The sequence below is a fragment of the Trichocoleus sp. FACHB-46 genome (assembly GCF_014695385.1).
GTDB lineage: Bacteria > Cyanobacteriota > Cyanobacteriia > FACHB-46 > FACHB-46 > Trichocoleus.
Genome location: NZ_JACJOD010000025.1, coordinates 52,329 through 67,840 on the forward strand (window position 1 = coordinate 52,329; position 15,512 = coordinate 67,840).

The window sequence follows — 15,512 nt, forward strand, 5'->3', positions numbered from 1 at the left end:
AGCTTAAGACGAGAAGTTCTGCCAAATACCCATTCAGGATGCCCCACAAGCGATCGCGTTGTCATGCTGATGCGATCGCTGTTCCGCCTTACGCCTGTGGTACTTCTAATTTTAGGATCAGCCGAAAACAACATCGATACATTTGTATCTAGAGAAAATGCATGGACTCAAGGCAGCTTTAATTGGATGTCCAAATCTCTACCCTCCCAAAAGTTCATTTTGTTGACGATAGGAAGTGTGGTTATTATTCTTATGCCTTGGGCACTCTGGAAAGTTCCACAGTGGCAGGTAGAACCTCTACAACAACAGATTGATGCGCTGCGATCACCAACGTCAAAAGCTTCGATGCCTCGATCCAAACCTGTCGACCCTGAAAAAATTGCTGCTCTAGAAAAATCACGAATTGATGCTGAGAACGCTACCCGAAGTTGGTTGATCCAAGGAGTTGTTGGTATTTTCGCTGCTGCAACTGCTTTTATTGCCTGGCTCAACTATCAGGCTACGCAAGAAAAACAAGTAGCGGAGCGCTTCAGCAAATCCATTGAGCAACTGGGAAGTGATAATATCCACGTTCGGCTTGGCGGCATTTATGCGTTGGAGCAAATTGCCAAGGATGCGGAGGAAAAGTACTACTGGCAAGTAATGGAAACTCTTACTGCTTACGTACGAGAAAAGTCACCCTACCCACCTAAAACTGAAAAGAAGCCGACCTCGTTTATTCAAGTAGCGCTTCAAAAAGTTGAGGGTGATAACTTTGCAAGCCAACCAAATATTCCACCGCTGCCCCTTGACATTCAGGCTGTGATGACCTTACTTGCTCGACGGAAGCATACCTATGGGCACAAGCTTGAACCCCATCGCCTCAATTTGCGAGCAGTAGACTTGCGACGTTTACACCTTCCTCCTACCGCTCAACTGAGCTCAGCAGACCTTTCAGGCTCTAGTCTCCAACAGGCAGAACTTGCGGGAATCAACTTCCAGCAAGCAGAGCTTTCAGACGCTAATCTACAACAAGTGGAACTTACCGGAGCGAATCTGCAAGAAGCGAAGTTTTGCAGTGCTAACTTGCAATGGGCAAAGCTTTGTGAAGCCAATCTGAGACAGGCAAAGCTACAAGGGGCAGACCTACAAGGGGTAACTCTTTTGAGGTCAAACCTATACCAAGCATGCCTGGTGCAAGCGTGCCTTATCAGCGCGCATCTAACGGGGGCAAATCTGAAGCAGGCAGAGCTTGAAGGAGCTAACTTGCAAGACGCACGACTTTGGTTTGCGAACCTGGCGGAGATAAACCTAATACAGGCGAACTTACAAAACGCGGATCTCATAGGGACGAACTTACAAGAAGCTGACCTTAGAGAAGCGAATCTACAAAGTGCGTTCCTTATGGGAGCAAACTTACGAGGAGTATCCTTTGTAGAAGCGAACCTGGAACAGGTGCGATTTGCATGGCCAGGCTTGCAAAGGGGAATAGGGGTTAAAGGCTTGATACCTGATAGATACAGGTTTGATAGACCAGCTAAAAGATTAGCTTGGTCTCAACTTCAACAAGCTAAGTCTTATAAAGGAGCCGTTCTTCCGTACTATCTCCTCAAGCAACCTCAATCTACGCAGGCAGGAAAGGATAAATCCCCTAGATGAAGATCCCTAGTCATTATAGGAAGAGAAAAAACTGACTCAAGCAGAGATAGCCTACAACCGCGATCAGAAGAACATTAGAGACAATATTCCTTGTCAAATTAACAATGCGATCGCCCTCTGCTTTTTCTGCTAACTCGACCCTAAGTCTTTAAATCTAGAAGCTCGTTCTGCTTAGAAGTTTGACCAGCTGTGTGAAGAATCAGATTTTACCAAAAAATTTTTAAAACAACAAAGCCCGCTCAATTTAATGAGCAGGCCTTATGCAATCGGAGCGGCGGGATTCGAACCCACGACCCCTACTACCCCAAAGTAGTGCGCTACCAAGCTGCGCTACGCCCCGTCGTGCTTTACGACTATACCATAACTTCCCAATTAATTCAGTACAAAAAATCAGAAAACTTTCAGGACTCGAATAGCTTGTAGCAGAGCGGGCACTGCCGAATCAGGCCAACTGCCTTCTCCCCGGCGTCCAGTTTGTAAAATGAAACGCAAGCTGTAGGTATGGGGATAACCTTCGGCTTCTAGCCACAAGAGATCGCTTTCCGCTTCACAGCTAATCTTTTCTTCATCCATTAATTCTGTAGCCATGTGCTGCATGGTGCCAGCAAGCTGCTCCGTCAGGCGGCAGAGATCGTTTAATTCCGCTTCGGTTAACTCAATGGCCCAGTCTGTCCCACCGACTAGCCCTTGAAATTCTTTGGCATTAGGGTCCCAGCCCAGTCGCCAACCGGGTCCACTTTTGACTAATCGTTCCATTTAAATGCTGTGGTATTTGCCCAGAAACTAAGCCTAAAAAGTAAAGGTAGTTCAGCAGACGTACATCCACTCAACTACCCGCTTAAATTAAATTGCATTAACTGCTAAGGCAAGAGCAACCGCGCATCTCCTGGCTTTGGTTGAGGGAGCCTTGGTGAAGTCGGAGTCCCTTGAGGCCGAGTTGAGCCTGATGGAACATTACTCGCTGGGTTCGGGTTGGGTTGAGCCGCTTGACTAGCCCGAGGACTAAACACATTAGTCAAAGCTTGAGCTAACGCATTCCGTTGGACTCGATTTAAACGACCAATAGCTATGCGATCGCCTTCTAGGGGGTTAGTCTTTAAGGTGTCGTACCCTGGATACTGAGATTCCTGCATCAGGCTGTTGGCACCCAAGTAATCAGCCAAGGTTAGTTTCCAGTCCAAGCGGTATCCTGGGGGTCTCCCCTTCACATAAATGTGATAGCGAATTAAGCGTCGAACCAACGTGTTGTTGGGGTCTACCTTACCTGTTTCTGTGCTGGTGTACTGGTTTTCACGGGGCAAGTTAGGAATCTGCTTATAGACTTGCTGCCAAGCATCATCAACTCTGACAACGCTTTGGGAGAAACCAGGGCTTTGAGAGAAAGCAGGGGCTGGATTGAGCAAGCTATGGTTGCCCAAACTCATTACCGCTGCGATCGCAGTTAAGCCCGCGACACTTAGAACAGTGGCAATAAACTTTAGAACTCGATTTCGTCTTTTCACTCGCCAATAATTTCTGGTTGAGTTAGCTCATCCGACATTTCCATGATCGCCCGTAACACGGGTTTCATCTTGGGGTCATCAATGCTGTCAAAATCTTCAAACCGACGACGCTTCGCCCGATTGGCAACTTGCACAGTGATCCGATAACGATTAGAAGCGGCCCCAATCAAATCTTCAGCCCGTCGCATGATTTGGGTGGTATCGAATACAGAACGCTTGTGCATAGAATTCTTAAGTTGGGAGAGCAATCTCTAGTCTATCAGGAGTCTCCCAGACGCTGTTTGATCCTTAAAAGTTGCGTTTATGTCTGCTTCTATAGATGCATCAAGATTTGCAAAGTTTTTGTTTGAATGATAAAGTCCGATTCAGCGTTCAGGCGATCGCATGCGAACCCTTGAATCTCCTATTTCTCAGCAACAACGTGGGCTTGTCTTTAAGCATCACCCTCAGAAGATTGTCGCCCTGGGTGACAGCATTGTGTACGGATTTGGCGATCCAGCTGGGGGTGGTTGGGTAGAACGCCTACGCCGCAGTTGGATGCTCCCGGATAGCCCAGGTCATGTACTTTATAACCTTGGTGTGCGGGGCGATGGAGTCCAGCAAATAACCCAACGGTTAGACGGTGAGTTTCGCCATCGCGGGGAGCTACGAAACCGCGTTCCAGATTTAATTATTCTCTCTGTCGGAGTAAACGATTCTGCCCGCTTGGGGCGACCTACGGGACGTAACTTTACCGATTTTGAGCTATTCCAAACTGAGATTAGCAATTTGCTAGACCAAGCAAAGCAGTTGTGCCCAGTTTTATTTGTTGGCATGGTGCCAATCGATGAAGCCAAGATGCCATTCCTAGACTGCTTCTATTACAGCCAGAGCGAGCAAGTGCGCTACAAAGAAGTGACTCGATTGGCCTGTGCAGAGCGCCAAATCCACTATCTGGACGTTTTTCAGCATTGGCTAGATCGGGGTGAAGACTGGTGGCGATCGCGCCTGTGCGAGGATGGCCTTCACCCCAATGTAGCGGGATATCAATCGCTGCTAGAGGATGTGTTGAATTGGCCCGCAATGGCTCAGTGGGCAGGGCAACCGCTAGCGACAGCCTAGGCTATCGCGCGTCGCTACTCCCGTGACTGGGTTGACTCCTTCAGCTCGTTTGCAGAGCTGGGCAATCTCGTAGCGATCGAGAATGGCATCGGTGAAATCTGCCCCAGTGATAGTCGCACCTTCAAAACTGGTACGGGTCATAGTTGCTTCTTGGAAAATCGCATTGGAAAGATCCGCTCCTTGCAAAAAGACGCGATCGACCAAGGCTCCAGTGAAGTTAACGCCACTTAAGTTGGCATTGAGCAGCACGCCTTTTGTCATGATGGCGTTAGTTAAATCGGCTCCCTGAAAATTAATCTCTCGCATTTCCGCAGCGACAAAAGTTCTGCCAACTAAGTTGGCATGGGAAAAGTCTTGGTTGTTTAAGTTGGCGTTGTTGTAGTTGACGGTATCAACCTGAGCCCAAGCGGGAGTCGCCCACAGGATGATCCATAGCCATGCCAAGCACAGCAGCAGAATGATGCCTAGACAACGCTGCAAAATAGGTTGAATCGCTTTCACAAGGAAGAATTGCATCGGTACTTCATCAGGTTTCTCAATAGCATCTTAAACCCCTGCCTTGACTGTCTACCCCTTCGAGAGAATGACCTAGATCGCTAGACAGGAAGTTTGACTAGTTTTAGGGTGCTGGCTGTAGGGCACTGGTTTTAGAGCAACAGCTATAAAGCTGGCAAACATGAAGCGGGCAAACTGATTTTATGTTTCACGCCTGAGGAGGCATCTGGCCTGAGGCTTGTAGGAGTTGCCAAGCTTGGTCTACTGCTTGAACTGAAAAGCCAGCTTCGACTAACAAGTGCCGAGCTTCATCCACGGTGGCTGACTGAAGGCTCGGAAGCTGGGTTACATCATAGGTATCCGGTTGCGATCTCGCTATGTCTTCCGCCCAAGTTTTCAGCTCTACTAGGTTGGGTGATGCGATCGCAGTATTCGACTCTGCCTCAACGGTTTCAGAACTGATTTGCTTGGTGGTGAGAAGCGCCAAGAGACAGTACAAAACTTCTGCTTGTAATGAGGTGAGAGCAACAGGTGTTGCTAATGTAGCGGGTTCAGAAGTAATAGCGGGCACAACTGATGCTCCCTCTGTGGCACTCTGGACGGGCTGATTGGAGGGATGAATGATTAGCGTTGGACTTGCTGGTACTTTGCGGGTTGCTAGCCCAGCCACAAAAGCTCCCAAAACTGCCCCAGTCCAGAGGCCTGTGAGACTACCCCGCCACACAGCTCCAGGAGCACCTGCTGCTTGACAAACAAGTTTAGGTCCCCAAAATTGAGTTTCACAGGTTCGGTTCTGTGTAGCCAGACTAAGCTGCCCTCCCATACACGCACCAAAAATGCCGGACGTTAGAGCAGAAAACGTGCAAATTAGGGTACGTCTAGGAGACATCAGCGCCTCTTACAAGACTACTGGATGGGCTAATTAAGCTGACTTAGGTTTTATTCTAAGCCAGCTTGCTAGTTCAACCTAGATCAGCCTGTGTTCCGCATGCCCGCAGCAATACCGTTGATAGTTAGTAGAGCACCGCGTAGCAGTTCTCCTTTGCTATAGCGAGAGCGGATGATGGCCGTGGTGGAGCTAGTACGATGCTGACGCAGACGCTTGAGCAGGGACACTTGCAAGAAGCCAAGGGGAACAATCGTGCCGTTGCGGAGCTGCACCGATCGCTGTAGCTCTGGATCGCCATCGAGTAAGCGCTTATGACCTGTGATAGTCAGGACCAAATCTCGCGTTAGGTGGTATTCCTTGGCGATCTGTTCGTACAAAGTTTCGAATCGGGCTCGGTCCTCTGGTTCTGACAGCTCTCCTACATAGTGATGAGCAATTTGTAGGTCCACTTTGGCCAAGGTCATTTCCACCTTAGAAATCACCATCTTGAAGAAGGGCCACTTGTAGTAGAAGTAGCGCAACAGCTTGAGATGTTCTTCTGGCTCTTCTTGTAAAAACTGCTCTAAAGCAGTACCCACGCCATACCAAGATGGAACTAGGAAACGGCTTTGGGTCCAGCTAAATACCCAAGGAATGGCCCGCAAACTGCCCAAATCTTTTTTGCCGCCCCGTCGCGCCGGACGAGAGCTGATTTGGAGTTGACTAATTTCTTCAATGGGAGTGACTTGGTGGAAGAAGTCAACAAAGTCAGCCTGCTCGTAAATCAAGGCGCGATAGTGAATCCGCGATCGCCGAGACAGTTCCTCCATAATCTCGTTCCAGGGTTCAATGTCATCAAACCCATTACGGAGCAGGCTAGTTTGAATCACCGCAGTAGTGACGGTTTCCAAGTTGAAGAGCGCCAGTTCTGGCAAAGAATACTTAGAAGCTAAGACTTCTCCTTGTTCGGTAATCTTGATTCGACCATTCACGCTGCGACCAGGCTGCGCCAGAATTGCCTCGTAAGCAGGGCCACCACCCCGACCGACCGAACCACCCCGACCGTGGAAAATCCGCAAATGAATTCCGTAAGTTTCAGCGATCTGCTGCAACGCTTGCTGAGCTTTATGAATTTCCCAGTTGCTGCTGAGGAAGCCAGAGTCTTTGTTGCTGTCGGAGTAGCCCAGCATGACTTCTTGCAGCATCGGGTGCATCCCGTCTGGGTTAGCCGCTGCTACGTGGCCCCCTGCTAGAAAAGCCCGATACAGAGGCAGTTCAAACAAATCCAACATCACCGAGGGAGCTTGCTTCAAGTCTTCCACGGTTTCAAACAAGGGAACTACTTGAAGGGTGCCAACACCAGTCGCTGGATCATAAAGTCCTGCTTCTTTAGCCAAGAGCAATACTGCCAGCAGGTCACTAACGTTGTGACTCATGCTAATGACGTAGGTTTGACAAATTTCCGGGCCAAACTCCTGCTGCAATTTCCGCACCACGCGGAAGGTTTCAATAATCTCGCAGGTTTTTTCGGAGAAGGGCAACTCGGCGGGAATCAGCGGTCGTCTAGTCTGCAACTCAGTCGCGAGCCAAAGCGATCGCTGAGCTTCCGACATCTCGTTGTAAGACTTGGGCAGAATTTGCAAATATTCTGCGACTTCATTAAACACATCCGAGTGGCGTGAGCTTTCTTGGCGGATATCCAGGTGGGCTAAGTTAAAGCCGTAAATTTCCACCTGACAAATCAAATTCTCTAGCTCGCGGCAGCTCAGACCAGTCGCAGTCAAGTTGCGGTGAATTAATTGCAGTTCTGCTAAAAACTCGGCTCCAGAGCGATAGGTATTTGCAGGCTGGCTCTCTAAGATTTCGTTTTGCAGGTAATCCCCTGTCTGCAAGCGGGAGTTCCGGGCCTGAGTATTTTCCAAGCGCTGAAGTACATAAGCCAGCTTGAGCCGATAGGGTTCTTGCCGATAGCGGATCGCCAATCGGTCATAGACATCGGGCAGTTGCATCTGGTCCTGCTCTAGGGATTCCAGCAGGTCGGGTAAAACATCGCACCAATGCAGCGAGAGGCTGAGTAAGTTGGTCAGCCGCCGCACCGACTGGAGGTACTTCTCCAAAACTAGGTTGCGCTGATAACAAGCAGTTTGCCAAGTAATCTGAGGTGTAACGGATGGGTTGCCATCGCGGTCTGATCCGACCCAAGAGCCAAACTTGCAAAAACTGTGTTGGGGTGGACGCAGGTGGGGGAATGAAGTATCAAGGGCGCGTTTGAAGCGTTGATAGAGCTGAGGGATGACATCAAACAACACTTCTTGGAAGTAGTGCAACGTATAGTCCACTTCATCCAAAACTGTGGGCTTAAACTGGTGCAACTCGTCGGTACGCCACCAGAGGCGAATTTCCTCAGTGAGTTGTTCTCGTAGCGCCTCTAGTTCCCAAGAAGACACTAAGTTGGCTGCATTACCCGCTTCTTCAATCCGATCGAGCTGGCGCAGAATTTTGGCAATCCGTCGCTGTTTATCCCGAATGGTATGGCGAACAATCTCTGTGGGGTGTGCGGTGAAGACAAGGCGCACATCTAGCTGATCAATTAATCTTTGAATATGCTGTGGTGGCACATTCAGTTCTCGCAGCTTGGGAAATAGCCCGTGAAATGTCCCCATCTCCCGGCGAGGTGGATTTGCTTCTTGCAAGCTCTTTTCTAAAAGATTGGCTTGTAAATCTAGTTGTGGCTCGGCAGCAGGCTGATCGAGGGGTTCGCCCATCAGGGAGGCGATTAAATCTTGGGAGCGATCGCCATTCTGCGCTCCACCGCCTTCGTAAGCGGCTCGATACTGTTGCTGCTGTCCTCGCTGCTCGTAGTGCTGCTCAACAATGTTGATTAATTGAAAGTACAGCGCGAAAGCCCGAGCGGCTCGAATCGCTTCGTTAAGGTCGAGCTTTTCGATTACTTTTAAGACTTCTGGCTCTAAGGCATTGGCGGCTTGTCCTTCTGGTGAGCACATGGCTCGCAGTTGATTTAACAAGTCCACCAACTCTTGGCCGCATTCCTGCTGCAACACTGATTCCCACAAGTCTTCCACGACCTTTAAGCGTTCGCGGAGGGGAAATGCCGTTTTTTGATGCGGAAACAGCTCTGAGGTAGCGCTCACAGCCATTGTTTGTGATGCCTCTGGTGCTGACATGGCTACAGAGCTGTAGGCATCATCTGACGAATGGAAGGTTGAACTCATAGAGTCTGTTCCAGCCCAGTGAAAATACTCAACAATTTTATGGGTTAAGCTCTAATTTTGGGGGGTTTTAGCGTCAATAAAGCCTGACTCTGTCCCAATTCGTCGCTTAGTTAGGTCAATTCTGGAATCTACACCTCGTAACTTCTGAGGCAGTTCGCAAAAACAACGTCAGAAATTAACTAAGACCCGGTTCAGAAGTATTTGAGATTTAGTCTCAAGTGATGATTGAGACCAGCCTCAGGCAGTACAACTGGGGCAAATTAGATTCAGAGCTAGAAAATAGTAGCAAATTCGAGTGACTTAAAGTTACTCGGAAATTTCGGAGTTAGAAGTATGAGTGACCGGAAAGTCTATATTAGGTAGGCGATCGCCCCTAAATAGTTCTTCACTCATCTGCCCCAACTCTTGCACACACTCTGCTAAGGCTTTACCGCTTAACAAGAATGCAAGCAAAGGAACGGTAGCTAGACTAAGCCAAGGGCTGGATTTGGATTGATCCGGGTTAGGTCGCTTTGAAGTGGATGGCATAGCAAGGCCTACAGACTGCTAATCAAGCGTTTAGTTGGAAAATTGTCAGGTTGAGGCGGCTTAATAGTCTTCTTACTCGTCTTAGCTAGCATGTGCTACGCTGCGTCAAAGCTCACCCTGTTGTAGTCAGGCTAGACAACCAGTTGTAAAGCTTTCTACCGATCCTCAGTCATTTGGGGAGCTTAATATTGCTTGGTAATCGTAGACTAAGCTGTATTTGCACAGCGTCTCAGGATGAGATAGTCTTCGTCAGTATAGCGTTTCTGGGAGCGATCGCATCTGTCTGAGGGGTGTAACGAAGCCAGGGTGTGCTATTCGTAAAGGGCGAGCTTGCTCAGGTGAATCAATCCAACGGGTTGGGGCTTTGATGTTGAATGTAAATGAACGGGCTTCAGGTCGTCAGGCCGTCATAACACAGTGGGTTGTCCGAGCGATTAATCTGCAAGGAGTGCAGGTTCAAGTTAGGTTTCGGGGCAATCTCGTACATGTTTTATGTGAAGGGCACCAGGCTCCCGACTCAGTAGTGGTAATGAGTCGCGTGGTGGAGGCACTTTCACAAGCAGATTTAGCGGCCTTGCTACCCCCCGACCCCCATCCGATTTACCAGATTTTTCTCTATGGTCGTGGCTTTAGCAGCGATCGCCCCAGTTGGTCAGAGCCAATTTACCTCAATCAGCTTGATCGGCATTTAGAACAGCTTAAGCATCTACAACCCCCGCCTCCTGACCTCTCTAGCTTTACCTTACGACAACCCCCTATCCGCTCCCGCTTCAATTCAACTACGTCTGACTCAACTACGACGGCAGTTAAGGCGGGTCTAACTACTCAAAAATCTAATAGACCTCCAGGCTCGCCAGCCACAGCAACTCAACCCAAAGCTCCAGCCCCCTCCGCGCCTCCTCAGTCCACCTCGGCAGCGGGCACAGCCCTCCTAGTTCCCAATCGTACTTTAGCTAAGCAAGGTCGCCCTGATGCGATCGCTCGCTATTTGAGTGAAACCTTGGGGGCAATGGGAGTTGCCGTTGAAGTGACAGCTAAGGCCATTCCCTGTACGCCTGATGCGGCTACAGACAGCCAGCACCGCAACCAGCGACTTTGGATTATTTGTGAAGCACCATATAGCCCTGATCCAGCGTCTCTGGCAGAGCCGATCGCGCAGAAGCTTCGAGGCTTGGAGCTGGATAGTTTTCGCGATGCTTTAGTTTTTAGCCAAGTCAGTGGCGAGCCGCGGCCAGATTGGCGATTGCAGGTTGACCTAACTCCGCCTGACGAAATGCTGAAGGAGTGGGCGCGTTGGGGGGATGTGCAAGCGATCGCCCGCCTGCTGAATTGTCCCCTGGTTGCCGATCAAGTTGAAGTGGTGGCCGAGTTAAAAGAATCTACGCTGCATTTACTCTGTAGTCTCAAAAGTGCCAAACCTTCCTCTTCACCTAATTCATCGGCAGCGCCAGCGAGTGGAGCACCGAGCCAAGCAACGGTTATCCCCACCATTTCAACGTTACTAGAAGCCCTAGCCCCACAAGGGATTCACGCTGCTACTCTCTACGGTCAGGTGGCGGGTCAGGAAGCGCCTGCTTGGGTAGACTGGCTCAACTTGCCTGCGGCTCAACATGGCGCTTTGGCGGAGTCAGCACTGGGATTGGCGCAACAAGGCGATCGCCCCGCCTTACAGTTCTTGCTGAGTCGCCTGCTGAACCCTAACCTCGATTGGCGCTTAGCAACTGGAGGGGTACGCATTCAAGTCCTAGATCGAGAGGATTTGTTGCACATCATGAGCGATGCGCCCGTTTGCCCCAAACAAAAGCAGGTGGGGCCAGCCGTCGCTAAATTTGTGCGGCAACTCCAGATTCCGAATGTGTCGGGAATTCGAGTTTATGGTCGTCGGGCGGGTCAAAAGCGCCCCTTGTGGAGTTATGGTGCTGACTTTGCGACTCGCGATCGCCTCGTGCCAGAGGCAACCCCAGAGTTTGCCGCTTCTGATGCCTATGTCAATGAGTTATTGACCCAACCGAATGAAATTGGTCTCCGCCCAGAACTAACGTCCGAAGCTTTACAAGCAGCCCTGAGCCAAACGACCCAGCGAGTGACTCACAGGCTGCAACAACTTTTGCTGCGATCGCAGTTGTTCTTGCCTAGCGACCAACCTTTGGGGCAACAAGCAGGCTACAAAGGCGCAGCAGTCGCTGTCGTTTGGGGCACCTTAGGACTGCTGTTAACCCTGCAAGCAGACTGGGTTTTGGGTCAAATTCTCCAAGTCAGAACTAATGTAGCTTCGGTAGATGCTCGGCCCAAAACTGCGTCAACGAAAGCATCTACAGCCACAAAATCTGTTGCTAGTAAATCCCGTCCACCCTTGGCTGTGCCTAAACCCCCAGCATCATTAAAGAAATCTCCGGGGGAGGATAAAACAGCCTTTAATGCGTCTGGTTTTACCGAGTCGATTCCACCAGCGGCATCCTTGGCAGACGAGACTGGAATTGCTGCAAAGCCTTTACCTGCCGAACCGCTGAAAGCGACTGCCACCTCGGTTGCCATTTTGGCCGCAGCGCGATCGCCTTATCCAACCTTCAACAGTCGGCAATTAGATGAAAAGTTGGCGCTCTACTACCAGCGTCTTGCGGAATCTGGCCCCCCCGATATCCTGATCATCGGGAGTTCTAGAGCCTTGCGAGGCGTTGATCCTGCTGCCTTACAGAAAGCTTTGGCGGCTCAAGGCTATGCTGGCTTGAGTGTATTTAATTTTGGCGTGAACGGGGCCACGGCTCAAGTGGTAGACGTGATTTTGCGCCAGGTGCTCACGCCTGCCCAGATGCCGAAGTTGATTGTGTGGGCAGATGGTGCCCGAGCCTTTAACAGTGGTCGAGTTGATATTACCTACAATGCGATCGCGGCTTCTGAGGGGTATCGGCAAGTTTTAGCGGGTACAGTTCCTGATACACCCAGTGGTACCGCATCGTCCGCTGCAACTACAGTCGCAACGAGCAACCTGAGTACTGCAACTCCAGCGGGAACTCCCGCCGATACCAACAAAACGGTAGGCACTTCTTTAGCGGCTAGTTATCAAGCGTTGAACCAATGGATGAACGAATCCTTAGGCGCTTTTTCTGCGACCTATGCTCAGCGCGACCAGTTGAAACAGTTGTTGCAGCAACAGTGGGCGGGTGTATTAAAGCCGGAGCCAACTTTAGAGCAATTGCTAGCGACTCAAGGGCAGTTTGGGGCAAAATCAGCGTCACCGAATGCCGAGGGAGTTGAGACAGATTCACTCCTCTACGCGATCGACTTTGATGGCTTCTTGCCGCTGTCTCTGCGGTTTAATCCTGCTACTTACTATCAGAAATACGCCAAAGTTTCGGGTGACTATGATAGCGACTATGACTCTTTTGAGCTGAAAGGCAAACAGACCCAAGCGCTGGCGTCTTTAGTGCAGTTTACGCAAGCGAAGCAAATTCCTCTAGTCTTTGTGAACTTACCCCTGACCAAAGATTACTTGGATGCGGTGCGGATGGAACATGAAGAACAGTTTCGGCAGCAGATGCTCCGACTCGCCACTGAGAACGGATTTGTCTTTCGAGATTTGAGCCAACTGTGGCCGGCTGAAAATGACTATTTTTCTGACCCGAGCCACCTAAATCGCTATGGTGCCTACGAAGTCTCGAACCGTTTGGCTCAAGACCCTCTGGTTCCTTGGCCGCGATCGCAAACTTCAGCCTCTAACACCCCCTGAGCTTGATCAATCTCGGATGGCAATCCCTCACGAGATGATTCTGTCTATTCTCGGCCCAGCTAGTTCTGCTCCTACCCATGACGTTTCTCTCGCTGACTTACGGACTTTTTCTGATCCTCGTTCTCGGCATTTACTGGTCGGTGCGAGAACCGTGGTGGCGATTATGGACCCTGCTGATTGCCAGCCTGGTGTTCTATGCTTCCTTGCAGGTGGTTTATATTCCCCTGCTGTTCGCGAGTTTGTGGCTTAATTTCCGCATTGGGCAGGCGATCGGTGAGCCACCAGACTGGCGGATTGAAGATTGGCAGTTTGCCCAACAGGATTGGAATCGTCGCCGAGTTCAGCTGTTGTGGTTCGGGATTGCCGCCAATGTCTTATTGCTGGTGGGCTTTAAGTATGTGCCCTTCTTGCTCTCTAGTGTGGGGGGTGGCCTAAATTGGGCCGCCGCTCAGCAAAATGCTAGCTGGCTAGACGAAAACTTAGTCGTACCGTTAGGGCTGAGCTTTTTTACTTTTGAATGTATCGCCTATTTAGTCGATGTCTATCGTGGCGCTCCTGCGACCCAGCAATTTCTCAAGTTCTCGGCTTATAAGCTGTTTTTTCCCAAGTTAATTTCTGGGCCAATTACTCGGTTTCACCTATTTGCTACCCAGTTAAAGGCGCAGCAGTTTCCTAAGCCCGATCAGATCGTGGAAGGAGTTTGGCTGATTGCTTGTGGCGCAGTGAAGAAAGGGCTTTTGAGCGACAATATTGGCACTTTTGTGGATCTTTGCTTCGGTAATATCCAGCGGGCGGGTAGCGGCGACTTGTGGTTAGCGACCTTTGCCTATGGGCTGCAACTTTATTTAGACTTCAGCGGCTACGTGGATATTGTCCGAGGCAGCGCCATGTTGCTCGGCTTCAACTTGCCGCAGAATTTTGACTTCCCCTACTTCTCCACTAGCATTGCTGACTTTTGGCGACGGTGGCACATGACGCTGGGCGATTGGCTGCGAAACTACCTTTATTTTCCACTGGGTGGCTCCCGGCAAGGGTTACAGCGCACTTGCCTCAACTTGATGATTGTGATGCTGATTGCGGGAATTTGGCATGGAGCCGCTTGGGGTTTCGTGGTCTGGGGTGCTATCCACGGCCTCGCTTTGGTCGTACATCGGCTAACCCAGGTTTATAGCGATCGCACCCCTAGCCTTAAAGCTTTTTGGCTTAGTATTCCGGGGGCGGTCATTGCTTGGCTAATCACGCAACTGATGGTGTTTATAGCCTGGATCTTCTTCCGCTTACCTAACCTGAAGGACTCCACTTGGGTCGTGCAACATCTCTGGGGTCATGCAGCAGATGCTCAATTTACCCAAAAGATTTATCTGGAAGGGTTAAAAATGGAGCGACCGCAGATAGCCTTACTGCTGTGGTTAATTGTGGCTTTAATGGGCGTTGCCTATGCCTTCAATCGCGGTCTGAAGTTACAAATTAATTGGCCGCTGAAGCTTCTGCTGGTGCCGTTGTTCTTTTTCCTGGTCTGGATGTTAGCGCCTCAAGGCAGTCTGCCCTACATCTACTTTGATTTCTAGAGCACCTTCTAGGGAGTTCTATTAAAACAAGGAAGCCCCGATCAACTTGATCAGGGCTTCTATTTATTAAATGCTAGCTAATTTATACAAGTCGCTAGCGGTTTTTATTTGTTTTTATCTCTAAACGTATCTTCGCTAACTTCTGGCTCTGAGGCTAGGGTTAACCTACCCATTCGTTACCCAAAGCTTATAGGTATCCGCTTCAGAATATTTTTATGATTGCCTCTAAAAAGAGCGATCGCCACCCTGAAGGGTTGATTAAATGTTGAAACTATTGGCACAGAAACAACCCAAGCCGGGGGGCTAAAATCTCTTTACAGAAGTTCATTTCCCTCCGACTGAGCGCTCTCAAATAATAAATATTATTTAACGGCATTAAGGAAAGAAGTTAGGTTAAACCTATATATTAGGCAGTCAAGTTTTGGCTCCCTTAACTGCTTAATCACAATACATTCAAGCAAGTTAATTCAGCACTTATCCAACTATGACAACTACTCTACAAAGACGCGAAAGCGGTAACCTGTGGGAGCGATTTTGCGGATGGGTCACCAGCACCGACAACCGCCTCTATGTAGGCTGGTTCGGCGTTCTGATGATCCCTACCCTGCTCTCCGCCACCATCTGCTTCATCATCGCTTTCATCGCGGCTCCTCCCGTTGACATCGATGGCATCCGTGAGCCCGTCGCTGGCTCCCTCATCTACGGCAACAACATCATCTCTGGTGCTGTCGTTCCCTCTTCCAACGCGATCGGCCTCCACTTCTACCCCATCTGGGAAGCGGCTTCCCTCGATGAGTGGCTCTACAACGGTGGCCCTTACCAGTTGGTGATTTTCCACTTCCTCATTGGCGT

The 15,512-nt window shown here is 49.9% G+C and carries 11 protein-coding genes, 1 tRNA gene and 1 pseudogene; 5 read left to right on the forward strand and 8 right to left on the reverse strand.

Annotated elements, in window-relative coordinates:
* The first annotated feature begins 237 nt into the window (after positions 1-237).
* Positions 238-1,638 (forward strand): pentapeptide repeat-containing protein, encoded by a 1,401-nt coding sequence (locus tag H6F72_RS31130; protein WP_190437147.1) that lies wholly within the window; start codon positions 238-240, stop codon positions 1,636-1,638.
* 266 nt (positions 1,639-1,904) lie between these two features.
* On the opposite strand, the gene H6F72_RS15210 is transcribed toward H6F72_RS31130, so the two are convergent.
* The 4 genes from H6F72_RS15210 to H6F72_RS15225 all read right to left on the reverse strand — a co-directional run bounded on the left by H6F72_RS15210 (position 1,905) and on the right by H6F72_RS15225 (position 3,364).
* Positions 1,905-1,978 (reverse strand) — tRNA-Pro (locus H6F72_RS15210).
* A gap of 50 nt (positions 1,979-2,028) precedes the next feature.
* On the reverse strand, positions 2,029-2,394 hold the full coding sequence (locus H6F72_RS15215) for a DUF1818 family protein (RefSeq protein ID WP_190437150.1): 366 nt from the start codon (positions 2,392-2,394) through the stop codon (positions 2,029-2,031).
* Positions 2,395-2,498: 104 nt separating this feature from the next.
* On the reverse strand, positions 2,499-3,140 hold the full coding sequence (locus tag H6F72_RS15220) for a hypothetical protein (protein WP_190437153.1): 642 nt from the start codon (positions 3,138-3,140) through the stop codon (positions 2,499-2,501).
* Positions 3,137-3,364 carry a DNA-directed RNA polymerase subunit omega gene (locus tag H6F72_RS15225; RefSeq protein ID WP_190437156.1) on the reverse strand — a complete coding sequence of 76 codons (228 nt, stop codon included), beginning with the start codon at positions 3,362-3,364 and terminating at the stop codon, positions 3,137-3,139. Before H6F72_RS15225 ends, H6F72_RS15220 begins: the two co-directional genes overlap by 4 nt.
* 160 nt (positions 3,365-3,524) lie before the next feature.
* Between H6F72_RS15225 and H6F72_RS15230 the strand changes: the two genes are divergently transcribed.
* Positions 3,525-4,241 (forward strand): GDSL-type esterase/lipase family protein, encoded by a 717-nt coding sequence (locus tag H6F72_RS15230; RefSeq protein ID WP_190437159.1) that lies wholly within the window; start codon positions 3,525-3,527, stop codon positions 4,239-4,241.
* Here H6F72_RS15230 and H6F72_RS15235 read toward each other — a convergent pair.
* The 4 genes from H6F72_RS15235 to H6F72_RS15250 all read right to left on the reverse strand — a co-directional run bounded on the left by H6F72_RS15235 (position 4,227) and on the right by H6F72_RS15250 (position 9,365).
* Positions 4,227-4,757, reverse strand: coding sequence for a pentapeptide repeat-containing protein (locus H6F72_RS15235; RefSeq protein ID WP_190437162.1), 531 nt, complete (start codon positions 4,755-4,757; stop codon positions 4,227-4,229). The two genes, H6F72_RS15230 and H6F72_RS15235, sit on opposite strands and share 15 nt — an antisense overlap.
* Positions 4,758-4,944: 187 nt before the next feature.
* The gene (locus H6F72_RS29715; RefSeq protein ID WP_199299109.1) at positions 4,945-5,625 is read right to left on the reverse strand and encodes a hypothetical protein; all 681 of its coding nucleotides are present in this window, start codon (positions 5,623-5,625) and stop codon (positions 4,945-4,947) included.
* 83 nt (positions 5,626-5,708) lie between these two features.
* On the reverse strand, positions 5,709-8,837 hold the full coding sequence (gene ppc, locus H6F72_RS15245; RefSeq protein ID WP_190437164.1) for a phosphoenolpyruvate carboxylase: 3,129 nt from the start codon (positions 8,835-8,837) through the stop codon (positions 5,709-5,711).
* Positions 8,838-9,143: 306 nt separating this feature from the next.
* Entirely contained in the window at positions 9,144-9,365 is a 222-nt protein-coding gene (locus H6F72_RS15250; RefSeq protein WP_190437165.1) for a hypothetical protein, read from the reverse strand.
* Positions 9,366-9,732: 367 nt separating this feature from the next.
* On the opposite strand from H6F72_RS15250, the gene H6F72_RS15255 reads away from it, so the two are divergent.
* The 3 genes and pseudogenes from H6F72_RS15255 to H6F72_RS15265 all read left to right on the forward strand — a co-directional run.
* The gene (locus H6F72_RS15255; RefSeq protein ID WP_190437167.1) at positions 9,733-13,092 is read left to right on the forward strand and encodes a DUF1574 domain-containing protein; all 3,360 of its coding nucleotides are present in this window, start codon (positions 9,733-9,735) and stop codon (positions 13,090-13,092) included.
* A 77-nt stretch (positions 13,093-13,169) separates the two neighbouring features.
* Entirely contained in the window at positions 13,170-14,660 is a 1,491-nt protein-coding gene (locus tag H6F72_RS15260; protein ID WP_190437169.1) for an MBOAT family protein, read from the forward strand.
* A 484-nt stretch (positions 14,661-15,144) separates the two neighbouring features.
* A pseudogene (locus tag H6F72_RS15265) lies at positions 15,145-15,512 on the forward strand (photosystem II q(b) protein); the annotation flags it as partial.